This is a genomic window from Pedobacter sp. GSP4, from assembly GCF_051857575.1.
Lineage (GTDB): Bacteria > Bacteroidota > Bacteroidia > Sphingobacteriales > Sphingobacteriaceae > Pedobacter.
Window position 1 is genome coordinate 64999 of the sequence record NZ_JBPZIR010000011.1, and the last position, 15144, is coordinate 80142.

Below are 15144 nucleotides of genomic sequence, written 5' to 3' on the forward strand. Positions count from 1 at the left end.
CACTAAATGCTGTCCTATCTAAACGGTACATATTCAAATATAAGAATTTTAATGATTTGGATTTAATAATCCATATATCTCGCTATCAAGAAACTGGCCTCTGAAATAATAATCTTCTTTAAAAAGAGCCTCTTTTACAAAGCCGTGTTTAATAAGCATCTGCCTTGAAGCATTGTTTTCTACATTGATGTTTGCTTTGACGCTGTGCAGGTTCATATCCACAAAGCCAAAATCGATGGTTCTTTTCAAGGCTTCGGATATGATTCCTTTCCGCCAATAATCGGGATGCAGCATGTAACCAATTTCGGCCCTGTGGTTGGCATAATCCGTTCGCCAATACCCGATAGAACCAATCATTTGAGAAGGATCTTCTTTCAATGCGATGACCCAGGCTAGATTATCGCCGTTTTCGAAACCCTCATTAAACTTGGTGATGAAGGTTTTTATCTCCAACAAATCTTTAGGCCTTTCTCTATCAATGTACTTCATCACTGTTTCGTTGGTGCGCATGGCAAATAAGTTCTCCGCATCCGATAACTGATGCTCACGGAGAATTAAACGCTCGGTTTCTAAGCTTGGGAATTTGGTGAAATTTATCGTTAGCATCAGGTTTCTTTTAGTAATACAAATTTATATTTATCCTCAAATTCTTTTACTTCATCGGCAAATGATTTTTTTGAATGATGGATTTCTTGATTTTTGATGTAGTTTATAACTGAACTTAATTGTGATTCGCTTACCGAAACTGCATAATATTCCCCTTGCCATATAAATGGGATTTCGGTTAAATTGTTCTGGTTAATCCAAAAGGATGATTCTCCTTTAATTAACTGAGCAACTTTCGCGATAGACTGATCTTTCCCAAGCGAAATTAAACAATGTAAATGATCTGTAAATCCATTTATCGATTGAAGAAAAATGGATTTGTTTTTACAGTTATCCATAATGTGTTTATGGATTTTATAACGGATATTCTTAGTTAAATAGGGATGTCGGTTTTTAGTTGAGAACACCAGGTGTACCCAAATTCTTACATACGACATAATTTAAAGTTTAACTAAACCAAAATACAATTTTTATCTGATATGGGAAATATAAAATTGCCATCCGCTGAAGGATGGCAATGAATTTAAAATAGGATAATGAATGTGGCTAAAGCCGTTTGAATCACTATTATTTGCCATCCCCTGAAGCGGATCGCAATGAATTTAAAATAGGATAATGAATGTGGCTAAAGCCGTTTGAATCACTATTATTTGCCATCCGCTGAAGCGGATCGCAATGAATTTAAAATAGGATAATGAATGTGGCTAAAGCCGTTTGAATCACTATTGTTTGCCATCCGCTGAAGCGGATGGCAATGAATTTAAAATAGGATAATGAATGTGGCTAAAGCCGTTTGAATCACTATTGTTTGCCATCCGCTGAAGCGGATCGCAATGAATTTAAAATAGGATAATGAATGTGGCTAAAGCCGTTTGAATCACTAATATTTGCCATCCACTGAAGCGGATCGCAATGAATTTAAAATAGGATAATGAATGTGGCTAAAGCCGTTTGAATGCCTATTGTTTCCCATCAGCGAAGGCTGACGGCAAAATGAAGTGTAACCAATTAGTTGGCATCTGCTTTTAATTCATGGTTGTTGGCTTCAGCCAACAGCCAATTAAAAATCATTATTGGCTTTAGCCAAATTATTTCCCAAACAAAGTTTTATAGATAGAATATTTGTAATTATCATCAACAGCACTGGCAACAAAATAGGGAGCTTCGAAAAGTTCCGTCAGTTTTTTTCGAAGTTCAAAAAGAAATTCTGGTTTAATCTCTTCAAGATATTCGCCTGAAAGTGTTTGCCTGCCCGATTTAAACCATACGCCATCTACTGTCATTGTTTTTACTACATATAAATTTGGCTCAACAAAGGTTTTGCCCGAAAACTGCTCGTAGGCATAGGTGTAAAGCAGGGTTTGAACCAGTGCCTTGTTAATGTTTTTGCCATCGGAGTTAAACAGCTCGGGAACATCTTTAAAAGTTAATTTATCGCTACCGGTTTTATAATCGATTATTTTGGTAACCCCGTCTTTTACATCAACACGGTCTATATAACCAAAAATTTTAACGCTGGCCTCTTTCCCCTTTAACGGAAAACTGATTTCGGCTTCTACCTTTTGCTCTAAACTAATGATCTGAAAAGGGGCTTGGCTTTCATCCTGATTTAAAATGATATTTACATAGGCATCTACAATGGATAAGATTACTTTTTGCATGCCCTTGTATTCCATTACCTTATCAGGATGGTTAAACATCACGGCATTGAAAGCTTTTTGGATCAGTGCCGGCACCTGCTTGCGTTTTTCAGTAATCCGTTCTTTGGTAACTTCTGCCTTCATCAAATCCTGATAGAAATACTCCATAACTTTGTGTAAAATAGAACCGATTTCATTGGCCTCCACCACAGCGCTAACTTCTTTAGGTTCTTTAATTCCGGCAATGTAATTGAAAAAGAAATCGATTGGATTAGAAATATACTGTGTAAGCGCCGATGGGGAAAGTACCTTCTTTTTATCGAGGTATTTTTGCAAGGTTTCCTGGATAAAAGCATTATTGGTTTTTTCGATCCTTACTTCTTTAAAAGCCTCCGTTTTTACTTCTAGATTGAGTTCATTATAGGTAAAACTGAAACCACTTTCGTATTCCAGTTGCTTTAAAATCCTGCTGGCTTCGCCCGATGTAGATTCGTCGGTTAAGCTGTTGTAAACAAAATTGATCTGCTTTGCCCTTTGCATTAAGCGGTAAACCATGTAAGATGAAATGGCATCGAGGTTTTCTAAAACGGGCAGTCCGTAAACACGGCGGATGGAATCGGGTATGAAACTGTTACCGATAGATGATTTTGGAATAATACCCTCATTAAAGCCCAAAATAACCACTTTATCAAAATTCAGGTTCCGGGTTTCCAATAAACCCATCAATTGAATCCCGTTTAAAGGATCGCCAGAAAGCGGCACTGCAATAGCCTGAAGTGATTTTTGAACCAGATAAATTACAAAGGGAATTTCTTCCTCGCCAATATGTTTGCCAAAAGTATCGTGCAGGCGGTTTAATTCCTGTATGGTTTTTACAAAAAGTTCCGCATCAATTTTCTTTAATGTTTTGGCATTCGATAAGCGGGTTAGAATAAAATCCAGAACATCCAGCAAATAAGGTACAACCTGCTTCGGGCTATCAATTTTTTTATAAAATACTTCAAACAGGCCACTTTGCCTTAACAGACGTTCGTGCTGAATTTCTACTTCATTTTCGGTGAGTAATGCAGTGAGGATCTTATCACGCATTTTCTGGCTCAGACCGGTTAAAGGGTGCGTTAAAAATGCTTCTACATTTTTATAACTCACCTTCGAGCTGTGCAGGATTTCCAATTGGCTCGAAAACCATAAATCGGCCAAGCCAAATATGCTCGATGTGGCCAGGGCAAAGCCCATGGTAATATTTAAATCGACTTGTTTTTGGTTGTATGTGGTAGGAATGGTTTGCAAAGCAGGCATTAAAAGGCTTTCATCCGCCAGCACCACAACAGTGCTGCCTATAGCTGTTTGGGCTGCATAATCTTCTTCTAAAATATTATTTAATATTTTGGCCTGCGCCGATTGCCCCTGAACCTTGAAAACATTTACCTGGTGCGCTTCTGATTTCATCAGGCTGGGCCTGTTCTCAAATACATTTTTTAACCCCAGTTGATTTAGGTTCTTTCTTAAAAATAAACCTGCCTCCTGCGAAGTATCGCTTACGTAATATTCATCTGCATCAAAGTAGAATAAAGCTTTGTCGGTTTCCTGCAGTTTGGTAAAAATTTTTGTTTCGGCACTAGTTAAGGCGTTGAAACCCACAAAAATGATTTTTCCCTTCTCAAAATTTACTGGTAAATGCTGCTGATCTTCAATTTCTTCGGCCAAATGGCGGTAAACATAACCGTTGGTTAAATAATCCTGCTGCTTAAGCGTGGCATGAAACTTATGGTAAAGCTTAGGCATTCTGCGCCACATTTTAATAAAAAGTTCTTGCTGCTTTTTGTGCTTCCCTTCTGAGTAGGAGGTCCAGAATTGTGACAGAAACTCGTATTGCTCTGAACTTAAATAATCAAAATCTTTATTGATCACTGAAATATCTTCCAGATCGCGGTATAGCTTTTCAGCATCAACCAGATCGTTGTCAATCTGGGTAAAATCGCTTAGGATAATCTTGGCCAGCGGGAAAAACTTATGGCTCGAAATCGGTTCAAGGCCCTCTTCGGCCAAAAGCTGGTTATAGATTTTATGTAAGGTGAAAAACTGTAGATAGAAATCGGCAATTTTATGCTTGGTGGCAGAAGCAAAAAACTCTTGTATAGTATAAAATGATGGACTGAAAAAAGGTTTTTTAATCAGATTGGCAAAATATTTCTGTAAATAGGCTGCCGGTCTTTTATTGTTGAAAACAATGGCGCAATGCTGGATATCGGATCCAAATTTTTCAATTAAATCTTCGGCTACTTCCTGTAAAAAAGGCTTAATCATTTATACTAACTTTAATTTGCCACTGATGGCGTAAAACAAATAGGCCGAAACCTGAGTATGCCCCATATCCAAAAGTAGGTTTTTATAGTTTTCTACCTGCTCGAGGTGTTTATCACTTTCGTTAAGTGTAAACTTATAATCGAGTATAATCACTTCTTCATTGTTGAACAAAATGCGGTCAGGCCGGTGAAGTTTGCCTTTAGCATCGATAATGTTTTTTTCGGTTATGCTGCCTGTGGCTTTATCCAAAACGGCTTTCAGGTCGGCATTTTCCAGTACTTCCAATGCTTTTGCTTTCAGGTCAGGCTGTTCATCTTCCTGCACAATCCCATCTAAAACTAGAGTGGCAATATAATTATCAACCTCTTGCACGTTACTGGCATTGGCCAAAATATCGTGGAGCAATGAACCTTTTCTGCCTGATTTTTCAATATTGACCAAATGCCTAAGGTGTTTATCTTCTGATGGGATATAAAGCTCAGATAAGCGGGCAGTGGTTGGGTAGCTTTTTAAATCAATAAAATTTGAATCTTCGGATTTACTTTCAGCTGTTACAAAATCAACAATTTCATACACGCCATTTTCATTAAACTGATCGTCAAAAGTGAGGTTAATCACATCGCCCATGTTCGAAAGTTTAAATTCTTTCTTTGCCATGGTTGCTAGGTAGAGATAGTCTTTTGAGCGGGTGGTGGCCACATAAAGCATGTTAAGTGCATCCATGTTATTATAAAGCAATTCTTCGTAATAGGCCTTTGCAATTGCCGAATCGGCCAACGCCTCATTATATTTCAACGGAATGCCCTTAAGTTCTTTGTAAACAGTTTCTTCTGATGAAACCCAGAAAGTACCATTTGGCTTGCCCTTAATTTCCCAGTTACAGAAAGGAACAAAAACAGCCCTAAAGGCTAAACCTTTAGATTTATGTATGGTGATAATCTGTATGGCATCTGCGCCTTCTGGCGAGGGCAATGATTTTTTAATGCCATCTTCTTCCCACCAGGTTAAAAATGAAATAATGCCTTTTTCGCCTAGCTTGCCTGCCGAAGCCGTCAGATCTCTAAAAGCAAGCAAATAAGGTAGGTGTGCGGTAAGGTTTTTTAAGCCATAGTTTTCTATCAAAATTTCTACCAGTTCGGGCAGTGGAAGCTGCAACCAGCTCTGCCAGTTTTCGCATAGGGAAGCCGGTAAAGTATCTTTTAAAGTACTTAATGGCTTAATGCTAAGGTTTAGGTAGTAATTGGCATCTATGTCTTTTTCGTGCAGCGAGTGATAAAGTGCAATACAGTTGGCCTTGTACAAAGCCGTTTGCGACTCAAGGCCGATCAGCACTTTTAACGTGTTAATGATAAGCTGTATGGCCGAGTTGTTCGAAATCAATAAAGCATCGCCGGATAAAACGGGTAATTTATGCTCCATTAATTTTTTTACGATTAATAAAGCCTCACTGTTCGACCGCACCAAAATGGCAATATCTTTCAAGGCATAGTTTTGCTCTTCTTTTAATTGCTTAATTTCTGCAATCACATCATCTAAGGCCAGATCCCTAAAAACTGTTTCGGTAAAACGTGCTTCGTTGGGTGCATTTTCTTTGCCGAACTTTTTGATTTTTATGGTTCCGCCTTTTAAAGTACTGGTGGCAAACTTCTGGGTAGATGCCCCATAAATATCGGTAATGATGTGGTTATAGTTTTCCGATTCCCACCAGGAGGAAATAAGCTGCGGCTTGGTAAGCAGGTTCTGGTTTAACTCATTTTGTAAAGTCAGCGGTATGGCGCGGTAAAGCACATTATTAAAAGTGATGATGTTTTCTGCACTCCGGTAATTTTCTGCTAAACTATCTTCGAGCACATTTTCTATTCCAACATCCCGTTTGGCATGTTTATGCAGGATATTCCAATCGCCATTGCGCCAGCGGTAAATGGATTGTTTGGTATCGCCAACAATTAAATGGTCTATTAACTCCTGACTTGGCGTGGCCATGGCATTCGTTAAGAGCGATTTAAAACTTCCCCACTGGCTGGTAGAGGTATCCTGAAATTCATCGAACAGGAAATTGCGGTATCTGTTGCCCACTTTTTCCCAGATGAAAGAAGGGTTGTCGCCGGCATCTTCGGTAATTCCCGAAATTAATTTCTGCGCATCGCTGATAAGCAGGTTATCATTCTCGGCGCGGTATTCTTTTAACAAAATGGCAATCTCCTGCATCAACCTCAAATAATATAGGTTTTTGTTAAAAGCTATAGCGAGACTGTAATTGGGCAAATGTGTTAAATAATGCGCTTTAAGTTGTTTTAAAAGTGGATTAACGATATCGTAGGTGTCAGGAAAGTTTGCATTTTTTTGAAACCACTCGTCTGGTTCATCAATTAGATTAAAGAGCGGTTCTGTTTTGGAAAAGTCGCCACGGGCAACGAGTATTATTTTGGCCAGCGCACTGCGCGATTTGCCTTTTAGGTGTTCTGTCTCTACACCTGTAACGCCCATAGCCTCGTGTGCATCGGTAGCAATGCGGATAATTTCTTCTTCAAAATTTTTGATCTCCGCTTTGGTTACACTGATGTATTTTTTAAAAAGCTCGTCGATATTTTCCAAGCCCAAGGCTGTTACAGCGTCTTCAAAAATCTGAAAACGTTCCGAAAATATCTCTCCAATGAGGTTGTAGAGCTCAAATTTGTAGTTCCAGCTTTTGTTATCGCTAATGCGTTCTATGGCCAGGTCGATAATCCATTGCAAGAGCTGTTTATTGTGGTCGAGTGCTTCATCCAGTTTGGCCACCAGATCGTCTTTTACCTTATCATAATTCATTTCCAAATTATAATCGGCATTGAGCCCAAGCTCAAAAGCAAAGCCTCGGATTACTTTTTGCACAAAACCATCAATCGTACTTACCGAGAAACGGCTATAATCGTGCAGAATTTTACGGTAAATTTTATCGGCTTTAAGCTGTAGGTCCTGTGAACTTAATGCTGGGTAGGCCAGTAGTACAAGTTTTCGGTAATCGTCAATTTTTTTTGATGGGTTTCCTTTTGCCAGTCCGAGTAAAACTTCCAGTATTCTGGTTTTCATCTCTTCAGTAGCTTTATTGGTAAAAGTTACCGCTAAAATTTCGCGGTATTTATTTTCGCCGCTGAAAAGCAGTGTAAGGTAATGTGCGGTAAGACTGAATGTTTTACCGGAACCTGCAGATGCTTGAAGGATTTTAAGGGGCTTGGGCATAATATAATTTCTCTCGAATTTTAAACTTACAACAATTTAAAATTTTCCCGAAATCATAATATCAACAGCACATTAAGAACGGGTCTTTTTGCCTTTCTTTTTGGCCAGGGTTTTATGACTGATCCTTGCAGGCCGTTCGGCCATTTCGACAGGGAGGCCAAGCAGATCGCGGATTACAACTGATGCACATGCCCCACCAAATGCTGCTGGCAGGTAAGAAACTGTTCCATAGGCCGAACGTTTAAAGTTACTGCCATCTGTCATGATCATCGATTTTTTATCCATCTGCTCTGTCGAAAAAACTGCTTTGATCTTTTCGGCATTGGCAAGTTTATTTAGTCTTTTGCGTACATAGCTGGCAAAAACACATTGATAGGTATCAGGAAGCATGGTAATCCTCAACCTGGTGGGGTCCATTTTACCACCGGCACCCATTGAGCTTACAATTGGGATGCTTTTCTCCAAAGCTGTTGAAAGCAAGGTAATTTTAGGCATTACACTATCAATGCAGTCCATAATGTAATCGAATTTCGATTCTAAAATTTCCCTGCATTTCTCTGGTGTAAGGAAAGTATTCACCACATGAAGTTTCAACTCAGGGTTAATGGCGAGTAACCTTTCGCTCATAATTGCTGCTTTGCTTACTCCATGATTGGTGGCCAGTGCCGGCAGTTGCCTGTTGCGGTTCGTTGGGTCAACAACATCACCATCAACAATCGTCATTTCGCCAACTCCAGAACGGCAGATAAATTCGGCTGCAAAAGAACCAACACCGCCTAAACCAATAACTAAAACGTGCTTGGATTGGAGTTTTTCTATTCCATCATTTCCAACAAGGAGGGCAGAGCGCGAAAGCCAGCTAACATCAGACATATATCTATTTATTTTTACCACAGATAAAAAGGATGAACACAGCTATTTATTTCTCTGTGTCTATCAGTGTTAAGCTGTAGTTATTTTTTGCCAATGAAGTACGGTTTTAAACCGTATAATTTTTGTAACTCCGTGGCTATTGTTTCAATTTGTTCCAGTCTGCAAAAATACGAGCTTTAAGCTCATCAACCGTACATTTTTTTAAAATGGCTGCAGCCTGGTAAATTTCCTGTATTGAAATAGCAGCATCGTCGGTTTCTAAGAAAAAACGATCAGTATTTTGAATCAGCTTTGCTGCACCAGAATCTTTTTTTAAAGCAGCCTGACCAAAAGAAAGCAGAAAACCTTTAGCTAACAATTGTTTGCCAAGCGCTTCATTTTTATTAAAACCGTGGATAATCATCGGTACTTTTACTTTTAATCTATCTTTAACGGCCATCAGCTCCGAAAAGCACTTTACGCAGTGGAGGATTAATGGCTTATTGATTTTTTCAGCAAGCATTATCTGCTGTGCTAAAATATGGACTTGATTTTCTACACTTTCACCTTTAATTTTATCCAGGCCACATTCTCCAATAAGTTTTACATTGGTCTGTCGGGCTAAAACATCCAGATATTTCATCTGTAAGTCTAGCCTCTCCATTGTGGCGTACCAAGGGTGAAGGCCAACCGAAATGGGCTTTGATTTAGGCATGGCCAAAAAGATATCGCTGGTTAAGGATAAACTTTGAATGCTGATTACCCCAGGTTGAGTAGCAGCTTTATGGGTATGTATGTCTAAAAAATCCATTTAACTACAAAGATAGGATAGAAACGGAAGATGGAAAATGTAGGATGTAAGATGGATGATGGAAGTTGATGATTAAACCTTTCTCCAGCAAGACTTTCCATACTATGAACTATGAACTATGAACTATGAACTATGAACTATGAGCCAAAAATGTATCCGCTCTGTAAAGAATTTGCGAATAATCTACAATAATACTAGACTTTACTACATTTGAATATTATTCTAAAAAACATGAAAAAACTAGTCATATTATTAACAGCAGTATTAATTTCTACTGCGGCCTTTAGCCAGGCAAAAAAAGAAGGCGTTCATATTTACAATCCACAGGCCGATGCCAAGGCAGAGATTGCTGCTGCGGTTGCGAAGGCAGCTAAAGAAAATAAACATGTATTATTACAGGTTGGCGGTAACTGGTGCACCTGGTGCATCGCTTTTCATAATCTGGTGGACAGCACTGCTACGCTAAAAAAATACATTAACGATAATTTTGAAACCGTTTTGGTTAATTATAGCCCTGAAAATAAAAATGAAAGCGTTTTAGCCGGTCTTGGCTATCCACAGCGTTTCGGTTTTCCGGTATTTTTAATTTTAGATGGAAAAGGAAAAGTATTGCATATAGAAAACTCTTCTTATTTAGAAACGGAAGAAGTTGCGGCCAATGGGAAAAAGAAAGTTGGACATGATGTAAAGAAAATCACCTCTTTTTTAAAAGGATGGACAACCACTGCTGTTGATCCAGAAACGTATAAAGCCAAGGCTAAATAGGGTAATATCTTAATCCTGAAAGCAAAAAGCCTTGCGGATATAAAATCTGCAAGGCTTTTTTTAATCATCTAATTCATCTTCATCGCCTTCATCATCAAGGTTTAGCTCATAAGAAGCTCTTGATGCTTCGTCGGCTTGCTCCAACAAATCTTTATCGTGTTCGATGCTGGTGTCGTCGCCACTAATTTCATTGATATTTTCTACATCGTCTTCCCTGCGCAAAGCATCATTAGGATCGTTTGAATAATTGTCATCTTCTGGATCTATCATAACATTGAGGTTTTATGATTAGATAATCGTTTTGATGCGATAATTGTTTTGGAAAAAACTAAAAAGTTAAAGGCTCAAAGCTGAAAGAATAAAGCGTGTCATCGCTAATTTTGAATGTTGGAATGAATGAATTTTGAATGAGTGAATGGGGTGATACCCAAAACATTCGATCATTCAAAACCCAATTCTTTGTGTCTTCTTTGTCTTTGTGGTTACAAATTACATTCCATCGCCAAATTTATAAAACGGCGCTACGCTTACGGGTAATTTACCTGTTGGCACCAATCGGTTATTAATTACTGCCGCTGCAGAAATCTGCATATAATCTTCTTTCTGATAAGCAACAACCAAACCTTTGCTGTTTTCTAAACCTGGTAAACCGGCTAAGTTATATGGATTTGCAAATAAAGCGAAAACGGCATTTTTCATCGATAACTCTTTGATGAAGTTCTTTACGCCAGCATTTAATGGGATGTTGTTTGCTGGTCTTGCACGGCTATCGTGAATACCTACAATAACCTGATCGAAGGCTGCCACTTCGCGGGCAATATTTGAAATTTGGGTCGCTGTTGCATCCTTGTCCAACACGTAATAAACGGAATTGTAGTAACCTTTCATAATTTCTTTTTGGAAGGTAGTAACCGAAGGCACACCGATGCTGATAATGGCTGTTCTTCTAATTGGAATGAGGCGTTTGATGTAATCTTTACCCTTTAACAGCGTTACCGATGCATTGGCCAGCTCTTGTATCAATGCATTGCTCGAACTGCGGTTTACCGCTGCAACCACACCTTGGGTAACAATGGTATCGCGTTTTGCTAATCCAGCCCAGTACTTAGCGGTTAATATTTTGCGCACACTCTGGTCTATTTGTTCCATGCTCACCCGATCTTGCCTAACAGCCTTGCGTACCAGTTTAATGGCTCTATCGCTGTTCTCCGAAAGTTCTAAAATATCATTTCCGGCAATGATGCCCATCAAATCGGCCTCTCCGTTTTTAAAATATTTAACCACACCTTTCATATCCATGGCATCAGAAATGATCAATCCTTTAAAACCTAGCTTTTGCTTTAAAATACCCGTAACAATCGGTTTAGAAAGCGTAGATGGCAGGTTTGGTGTATTATCCAGCGATGGTATGTTCATGTGTGCAATCATAATGCCCGATGCGCCCTGCTTAATCAGTTCTTTAAAGGGATACATTTCTAACGTATCTAAACGTGTAGCTGAAAAGGTTAGCTGAGGCAGATCGTAATGCGAATCTACATCTGTATCGCCGTGACCTGGAAAGTGCTTTAAGGTGGTTAGCAAGCCACCGTCCTGCATGCCTTTCATGTAAGCAGCAACTTTTGTAGCTACGTTATATTTGTTTTCGCCAAAAGAACGGTAGTTTATTACAGGATTTTTGGGGTTGTTATTGATGTCAGCATCAGGAGCCAGGTTCATCTGCATCCCCATCCGTTTATAATCTTTGGCTACTTCTAGGCCCATTTTATACAATAGCTCCTTATTTTGTATTGCACCAAGGGCCATTTGGTAAGGATAGGCAATGGTACTGTCTAAGCGCATGCCTAAGCCCCATTCGCCATCGTTGGCTACAATTAAGGGCACACGGCTTAGTTTTTGGTAAGCATTGGTAGCTAAAACCTGCCTGCCCGGGCCGCCCTGAAAAAAGATTACCCCGCCCAATTGTTCTTTTTTAATTACCTCTCCAACCGAATCGGTATATTTTTTACCCAGATTGGTATGTGCCCGTACAAAAAACATCTGTGCAATGCGTTCTCTACGGTTAAGTTTATTAAAAACCGAATCTACCCATTTGGGTTGATTGGCCAGTAATTCTAAATAGGTTTTTTGTTGTGCACCTACAGAAAATGTGGTGCCACAAAGGGCAATAAGGATCAATAAATTTTTTCTCACGTGTTTTGTTGTATCAGCTGCTGCTAAATTAATAATCAAAAGGCGAATTAAACAAAAACCAGTCCATTAATCGATTTAATACAGTAGGTTTTAAGAAAAGTGTGTGGTTTAAGAACTGTACATACCTTTACCTTCGATAAAATCGACCACTGCATCGGGCAGGAAAAACTGAACATTCTTTTTGTCTTTAATGGCTTTACGGATAAATGTTGAAGAAATTTCCATTAAAGGTGTTTTTGTAAACGTAATGGACGGATGGTTTTCCCACTCAGCAACATTGGCTCCAGGCCTTGGATAAACATAAATCTGGTAGTTTTTTAAAAGTACCTCGTAGTTTTTCCATTTTTTGAGCGATACCAGGTTATCAGCCCCCATAATGAGTACAAATTTTTTATCGGGGTATTTTTCGTGCAGGTAAGTTAGGGTATCTATTGTGTATGATGGCTGCGGAAGGGCAAACTCAATGTCGCTCACACGGATATGCGCTGCATTTTCGGTAGCCAGTTTGGCCATCTCCAACCGATCGTACATGTTGGTTAAACCACTTTTATCTTTTAATGGATTGTGCGGAGAAACCACCAGCCATACTTCATCCAGTTCGGTATGGTTGGCCATGTAATTGGCAATGATTAAATGCCCGGTATGAATGGGGTTATACGAACCGAAGAAGAGTCCAGTTTTCAGTTGGCGGTTTTCAGTTGACATTTTTCAGCTTTCAATTAACAGTTTGCGGTTTCATCTGGATTATACGAATTGACAATTCTTTAAACAACACCATACTTTTCGGGGAAATTGATCATATGATTTAATAATTTTCCAACCTCGTCACTTTGAGCCGTTAGTTTCTCGTACTTTTCTTTAAGGATGTATTTACATTCGAACGCAAATTTTAACCAACCTTTAGTTTCACTATTCTCCATGTCGCTATCTGAAAGCTTGCTGATAAAATGGGCTTTGTATCTACGCTTTCTATATGCTTCAATCAGACAGATATTTGTTGATCGGGAGGATCTCCTGATCTGATCGGTTAGCGAGTATGTTTCATCTTTAGGGAAAGCCTTACTAATCTCAAAAATATCCATGGCCAATTCAAAAGACTTTTTATATGCTAATAAATCAGAAAAATCGCCCATAATTGATTTTTATAATAATAATCCCCCTTATACACCTAAAACTGAAAATTGGAAACTACAAACTGCTAAGTTTTAGGAAATCACCCACCAATTTCTCTGCTTCCGCACAAGCTGTTGCCAGGTCAAAGTTTTTTAAAATTACATCAAACTTATCAGCATAAAGCAGCTCTTTTTCAGCCTTGATAAAACGTTCCTGTAGTTTTTCAGGGCTATCTGTTCCGCGGCCGCTTAAGCGTTCTTTTAATACCTCTAAAGATGGTGGCTGAACAAAAATAGCCAAAGCATCATCTTCATACTTTCGTTTTAAACGGATACCGCCCTCTACATCAATATCAAAAATAACATGTTTGTCTTCGTTCCAGATGCGCTCAATTTCTGAACGCAATGTGCCATAAAAAGTTCCGTTATAAACCTCTTCAAACTCCACAAATTCCTGGCGGGCTACCTTGTGCAAAAACTCTTCCTTACTAATAAAATAGTAATCGTTTTCATGTGTTTCAGCGCCTCTCAGTTCGCGGGTTGTGGCAGAAATAGAAAAGCTCAGCTCAGGAAATTTCGTTAATAAATGATGTACTATGGTAGTTTTACCTGCTCCTGATGGTGCCGAAAATATGATTAATTTGCCTTGTTTCATTTTTATAAGCATAAAGCTTAAAGCAGAAAGGCCAAAGCTTTAGTCTTCAGTCTTTAAGCTCTAAGCTTTTTATAATACGTTTAATAATTGTTCTTTTATCTTTTCTAACTCTTCTTTCATGCCAACCACAAATTGCTGCATCTGGGCGTCGTTTGCCTTAGCACCCATGGTATTAATTTCACGGCCTATTTCCTGCGAAATGAAGCCCATTTTTTTGCCATTTGCTTCTTTGCTTGCCAGTGTTTGCAAGAAATAATCGCAGTGGCTTTTTAAGCGTGTTTTTTCTTCCGTGATATCAATTTTGTCGATATAATAGATCAGTTCCTGTTCAAAACGGTTCTGATCAATATTTACCTTGCCCACGGCATCATCCAAAAACTGGGTAAACTTATCGCGGATTGCGGCAATCCGCTTTGGTTCCAGTTCTTCTACAGATTTGAAGTAAGAGAGAATATTTTTAATCCTCAGTTCTAAATCTGCCTTTAAAACGGATCCTTCGTCTTCTCTAAACTTATTAAAGTTGGCCAAGGCTTCGGTAAAAATCTGGTATAAGTGGTTCCACTCATCCTCGCTAACGCTTTCTTCCTTGTAACTGATTACATCAGGAAAGGTTAGGGCAGTTTGCAACAGGTTGCTGCTGCCAGCGCCCAATTCGTCGTTAACGGCAATTAGCTGTTTATAATAGTGGCTTAATAATGCAGTATTGATGGTGGCGCCAGTTACCTCGCCATTGGTGCGCTCTACATTGATGCTTAAACTTACCTTTCCTCTCTCGATATCTTTGCTGCAGATGTTGCGCAAAATCAACTCCTTATCAGAAAAAGCTTTAGGATATTTTAAATTCAGCTCCAGGAACTTACTATTGAGCGATTTGATTTCGACACTATACTTTGCATTTGCATAATCGGCTGTTGCTAAGCCGTATCCTGTCATGGATTTTATCATGCGCAAAGATAGGGTTTTAAGCCGAAAGGAGAAATAATAATG

At 38.9% G+C, this 15144-nt stretch carries 13 protein-coding genes; 1 reads left to right on the plus strand and 12 read right to left on the minus strand.

The genetic code is table 11. From position 1 onward, the window contains the following. Window positions 1–48: 48 nt before the first annotated feature. The 6 genes from ACS5PU_RS21990 to ACS5PU_RS22015 form a co-directional block, all read right to left on the minus strand. Window positions 49–606, minus strand: coding sequence for a GNAT family N-acetyltransferase (locus tag ACS5PU_RS21990; protein ID WP_439461313.1), 558 nt, complete (start codon window positions 604–606; stop codon window positions 49–51). Beyond that, the gene (tnpA, locus tag ACS5PU_RS21995; protein ID WP_439461314.1) at window positions 606–1043 is read right to left on the minus strand and encodes an IS200/IS605 family transposase; all 438 of its coding nucleotides are present in this window, start codon (window positions 1041–1043) and stop codon (window positions 606–608) included. Before tnpA ends, ACS5PU_RS21990 begins: the two co-directional genes overlap by 1 nt. Window positions 1044–1694: 651 nt before the next feature. Further along, window positions 1695–4553, minus strand: coding sequence for a PD-(D/E)XK nuclease family protein (locus ACS5PU_RS22000; protein ID WP_439461315.1), 2859 nt, complete (start codon window positions 4551–4553; stop codon window positions 1695–1697). After that, window positions 4554–7772 (minus strand): UvrD-helicase domain-containing protein, encoded by a 3219-nt coding sequence (locus ACS5PU_RS22005; protein ID WP_439461316.1) that lies wholly within the window; start codon window positions 7770–7772, stop codon window positions 4554–4556. It lies immediately after the preceding gene. A gap of 72 nt (window positions 7773–7844) precedes the next feature. Further along, on the minus strand, window positions 7845–8645 hold the full coding sequence (locus ACS5PU_RS22010; protein ID WP_439461317.1) for a tRNA threonylcarbamoyladenosine dehydratase: 801 nt from the start codon (window positions 8643–8645) through the stop codon (window positions 7845–7847). Between the two features lie 136 nt (window positions 8646–8781). Further along, on the minus strand, window positions 8782–9435 hold the full coding sequence (locus tag ACS5PU_RS22015) for a TatD family hydrolase (protein ID WP_439461318.1): 654 nt from the start codon (window positions 9433–9435) through the stop codon (window positions 8782–8784). A gap of 231 nt (window positions 9436–9666) precedes the next feature. Here ACS5PU_RS22015 and ACS5PU_RS22020 point away from each other — a divergent pair, with 231 nt between their 5' ends. After that, window positions 9667–10200 (plus strand): thioredoxin family protein, encoded by a 534-nt coding sequence (locus ACS5PU_RS22020; protein WP_439461319.1) that lies wholly within the window; start codon window positions 9667–9669, stop codon window positions 10198–10200. A 60-nt stretch (window positions 10201–10260) separates the two neighbouring features. On the opposite strand, the gene ACS5PU_RS22025 is transcribed toward ACS5PU_RS22020, so the two are convergent. The 6 genes from ACS5PU_RS22025 to ACS5PU_RS22050 all read right to left on the minus strand — a co-directional run bounded on the left by ACS5PU_RS22025 (window position 10261) and on the right by ACS5PU_RS22050 (window position 15090). Beyond that, on the minus strand, window positions 10261–10470 hold the full coding sequence (locus tag ACS5PU_RS22025) for a hypothetical protein (protein WP_439461320.1): 210 nt from the start codon (window positions 10468–10470) through the stop codon (window positions 10261–10263). A gap of 219 nt (window positions 10471–10689) precedes the next feature. Further along, window positions 10690–12390, minus strand: a complete 1701-nt coding sequence (locus tag ACS5PU_RS22030; protein WP_439461321.1) for a glycoside hydrolase family 3 protein — start codon at window positions 12388–12390, stop codon at window positions 10690–10692. Window positions 12391–12498: 108 nt separating this feature from the next. Next, a complete protein-coding gene (gene nadD, locus ACS5PU_RS22035) occupies window positions 12499–13095 on the minus strand; it encodes a nicotinate (nicotinamide) nucleotide adenylyltransferase (protein ID WP_439461322.1) in 597 nt (198 codons plus the stop codon). 59 nt (window positions 13096–13154) lie between these two features. Continuing rightward, window positions 13155–13523, minus strand: a complete 369-nt coding sequence (locus ACS5PU_RS22040) for a four helix bundle protein (RefSeq protein ID WP_439461323.1) — start codon at window positions 13521–13523, stop codon at window positions 13155–13157. Window positions 13524–13578: 55 nt separating this feature from the next. Then, window positions 13579–14157: a guanylate kinase gene (gene gmk, locus ACS5PU_RS22045; protein ID WP_439461324.1), complete on the minus strand. Its 579-nt coding sequence runs from the start codon at window positions 14155–14157 to the stop codon at window positions 13579–13581. A 69-nt stretch (window positions 14158–14226) separates the two neighbouring features. Further along, on the minus strand, window positions 14227–15090 hold the full coding sequence (locus tag ACS5PU_RS22050) for a YicC/YloC family endoribonuclease (protein ID WP_439461437.1): 864 nt from the start codon (window positions 15088–15090) through the stop codon (window positions 14227–14229). Window positions 15091–15144: the final 54 nt, after the last annotated feature.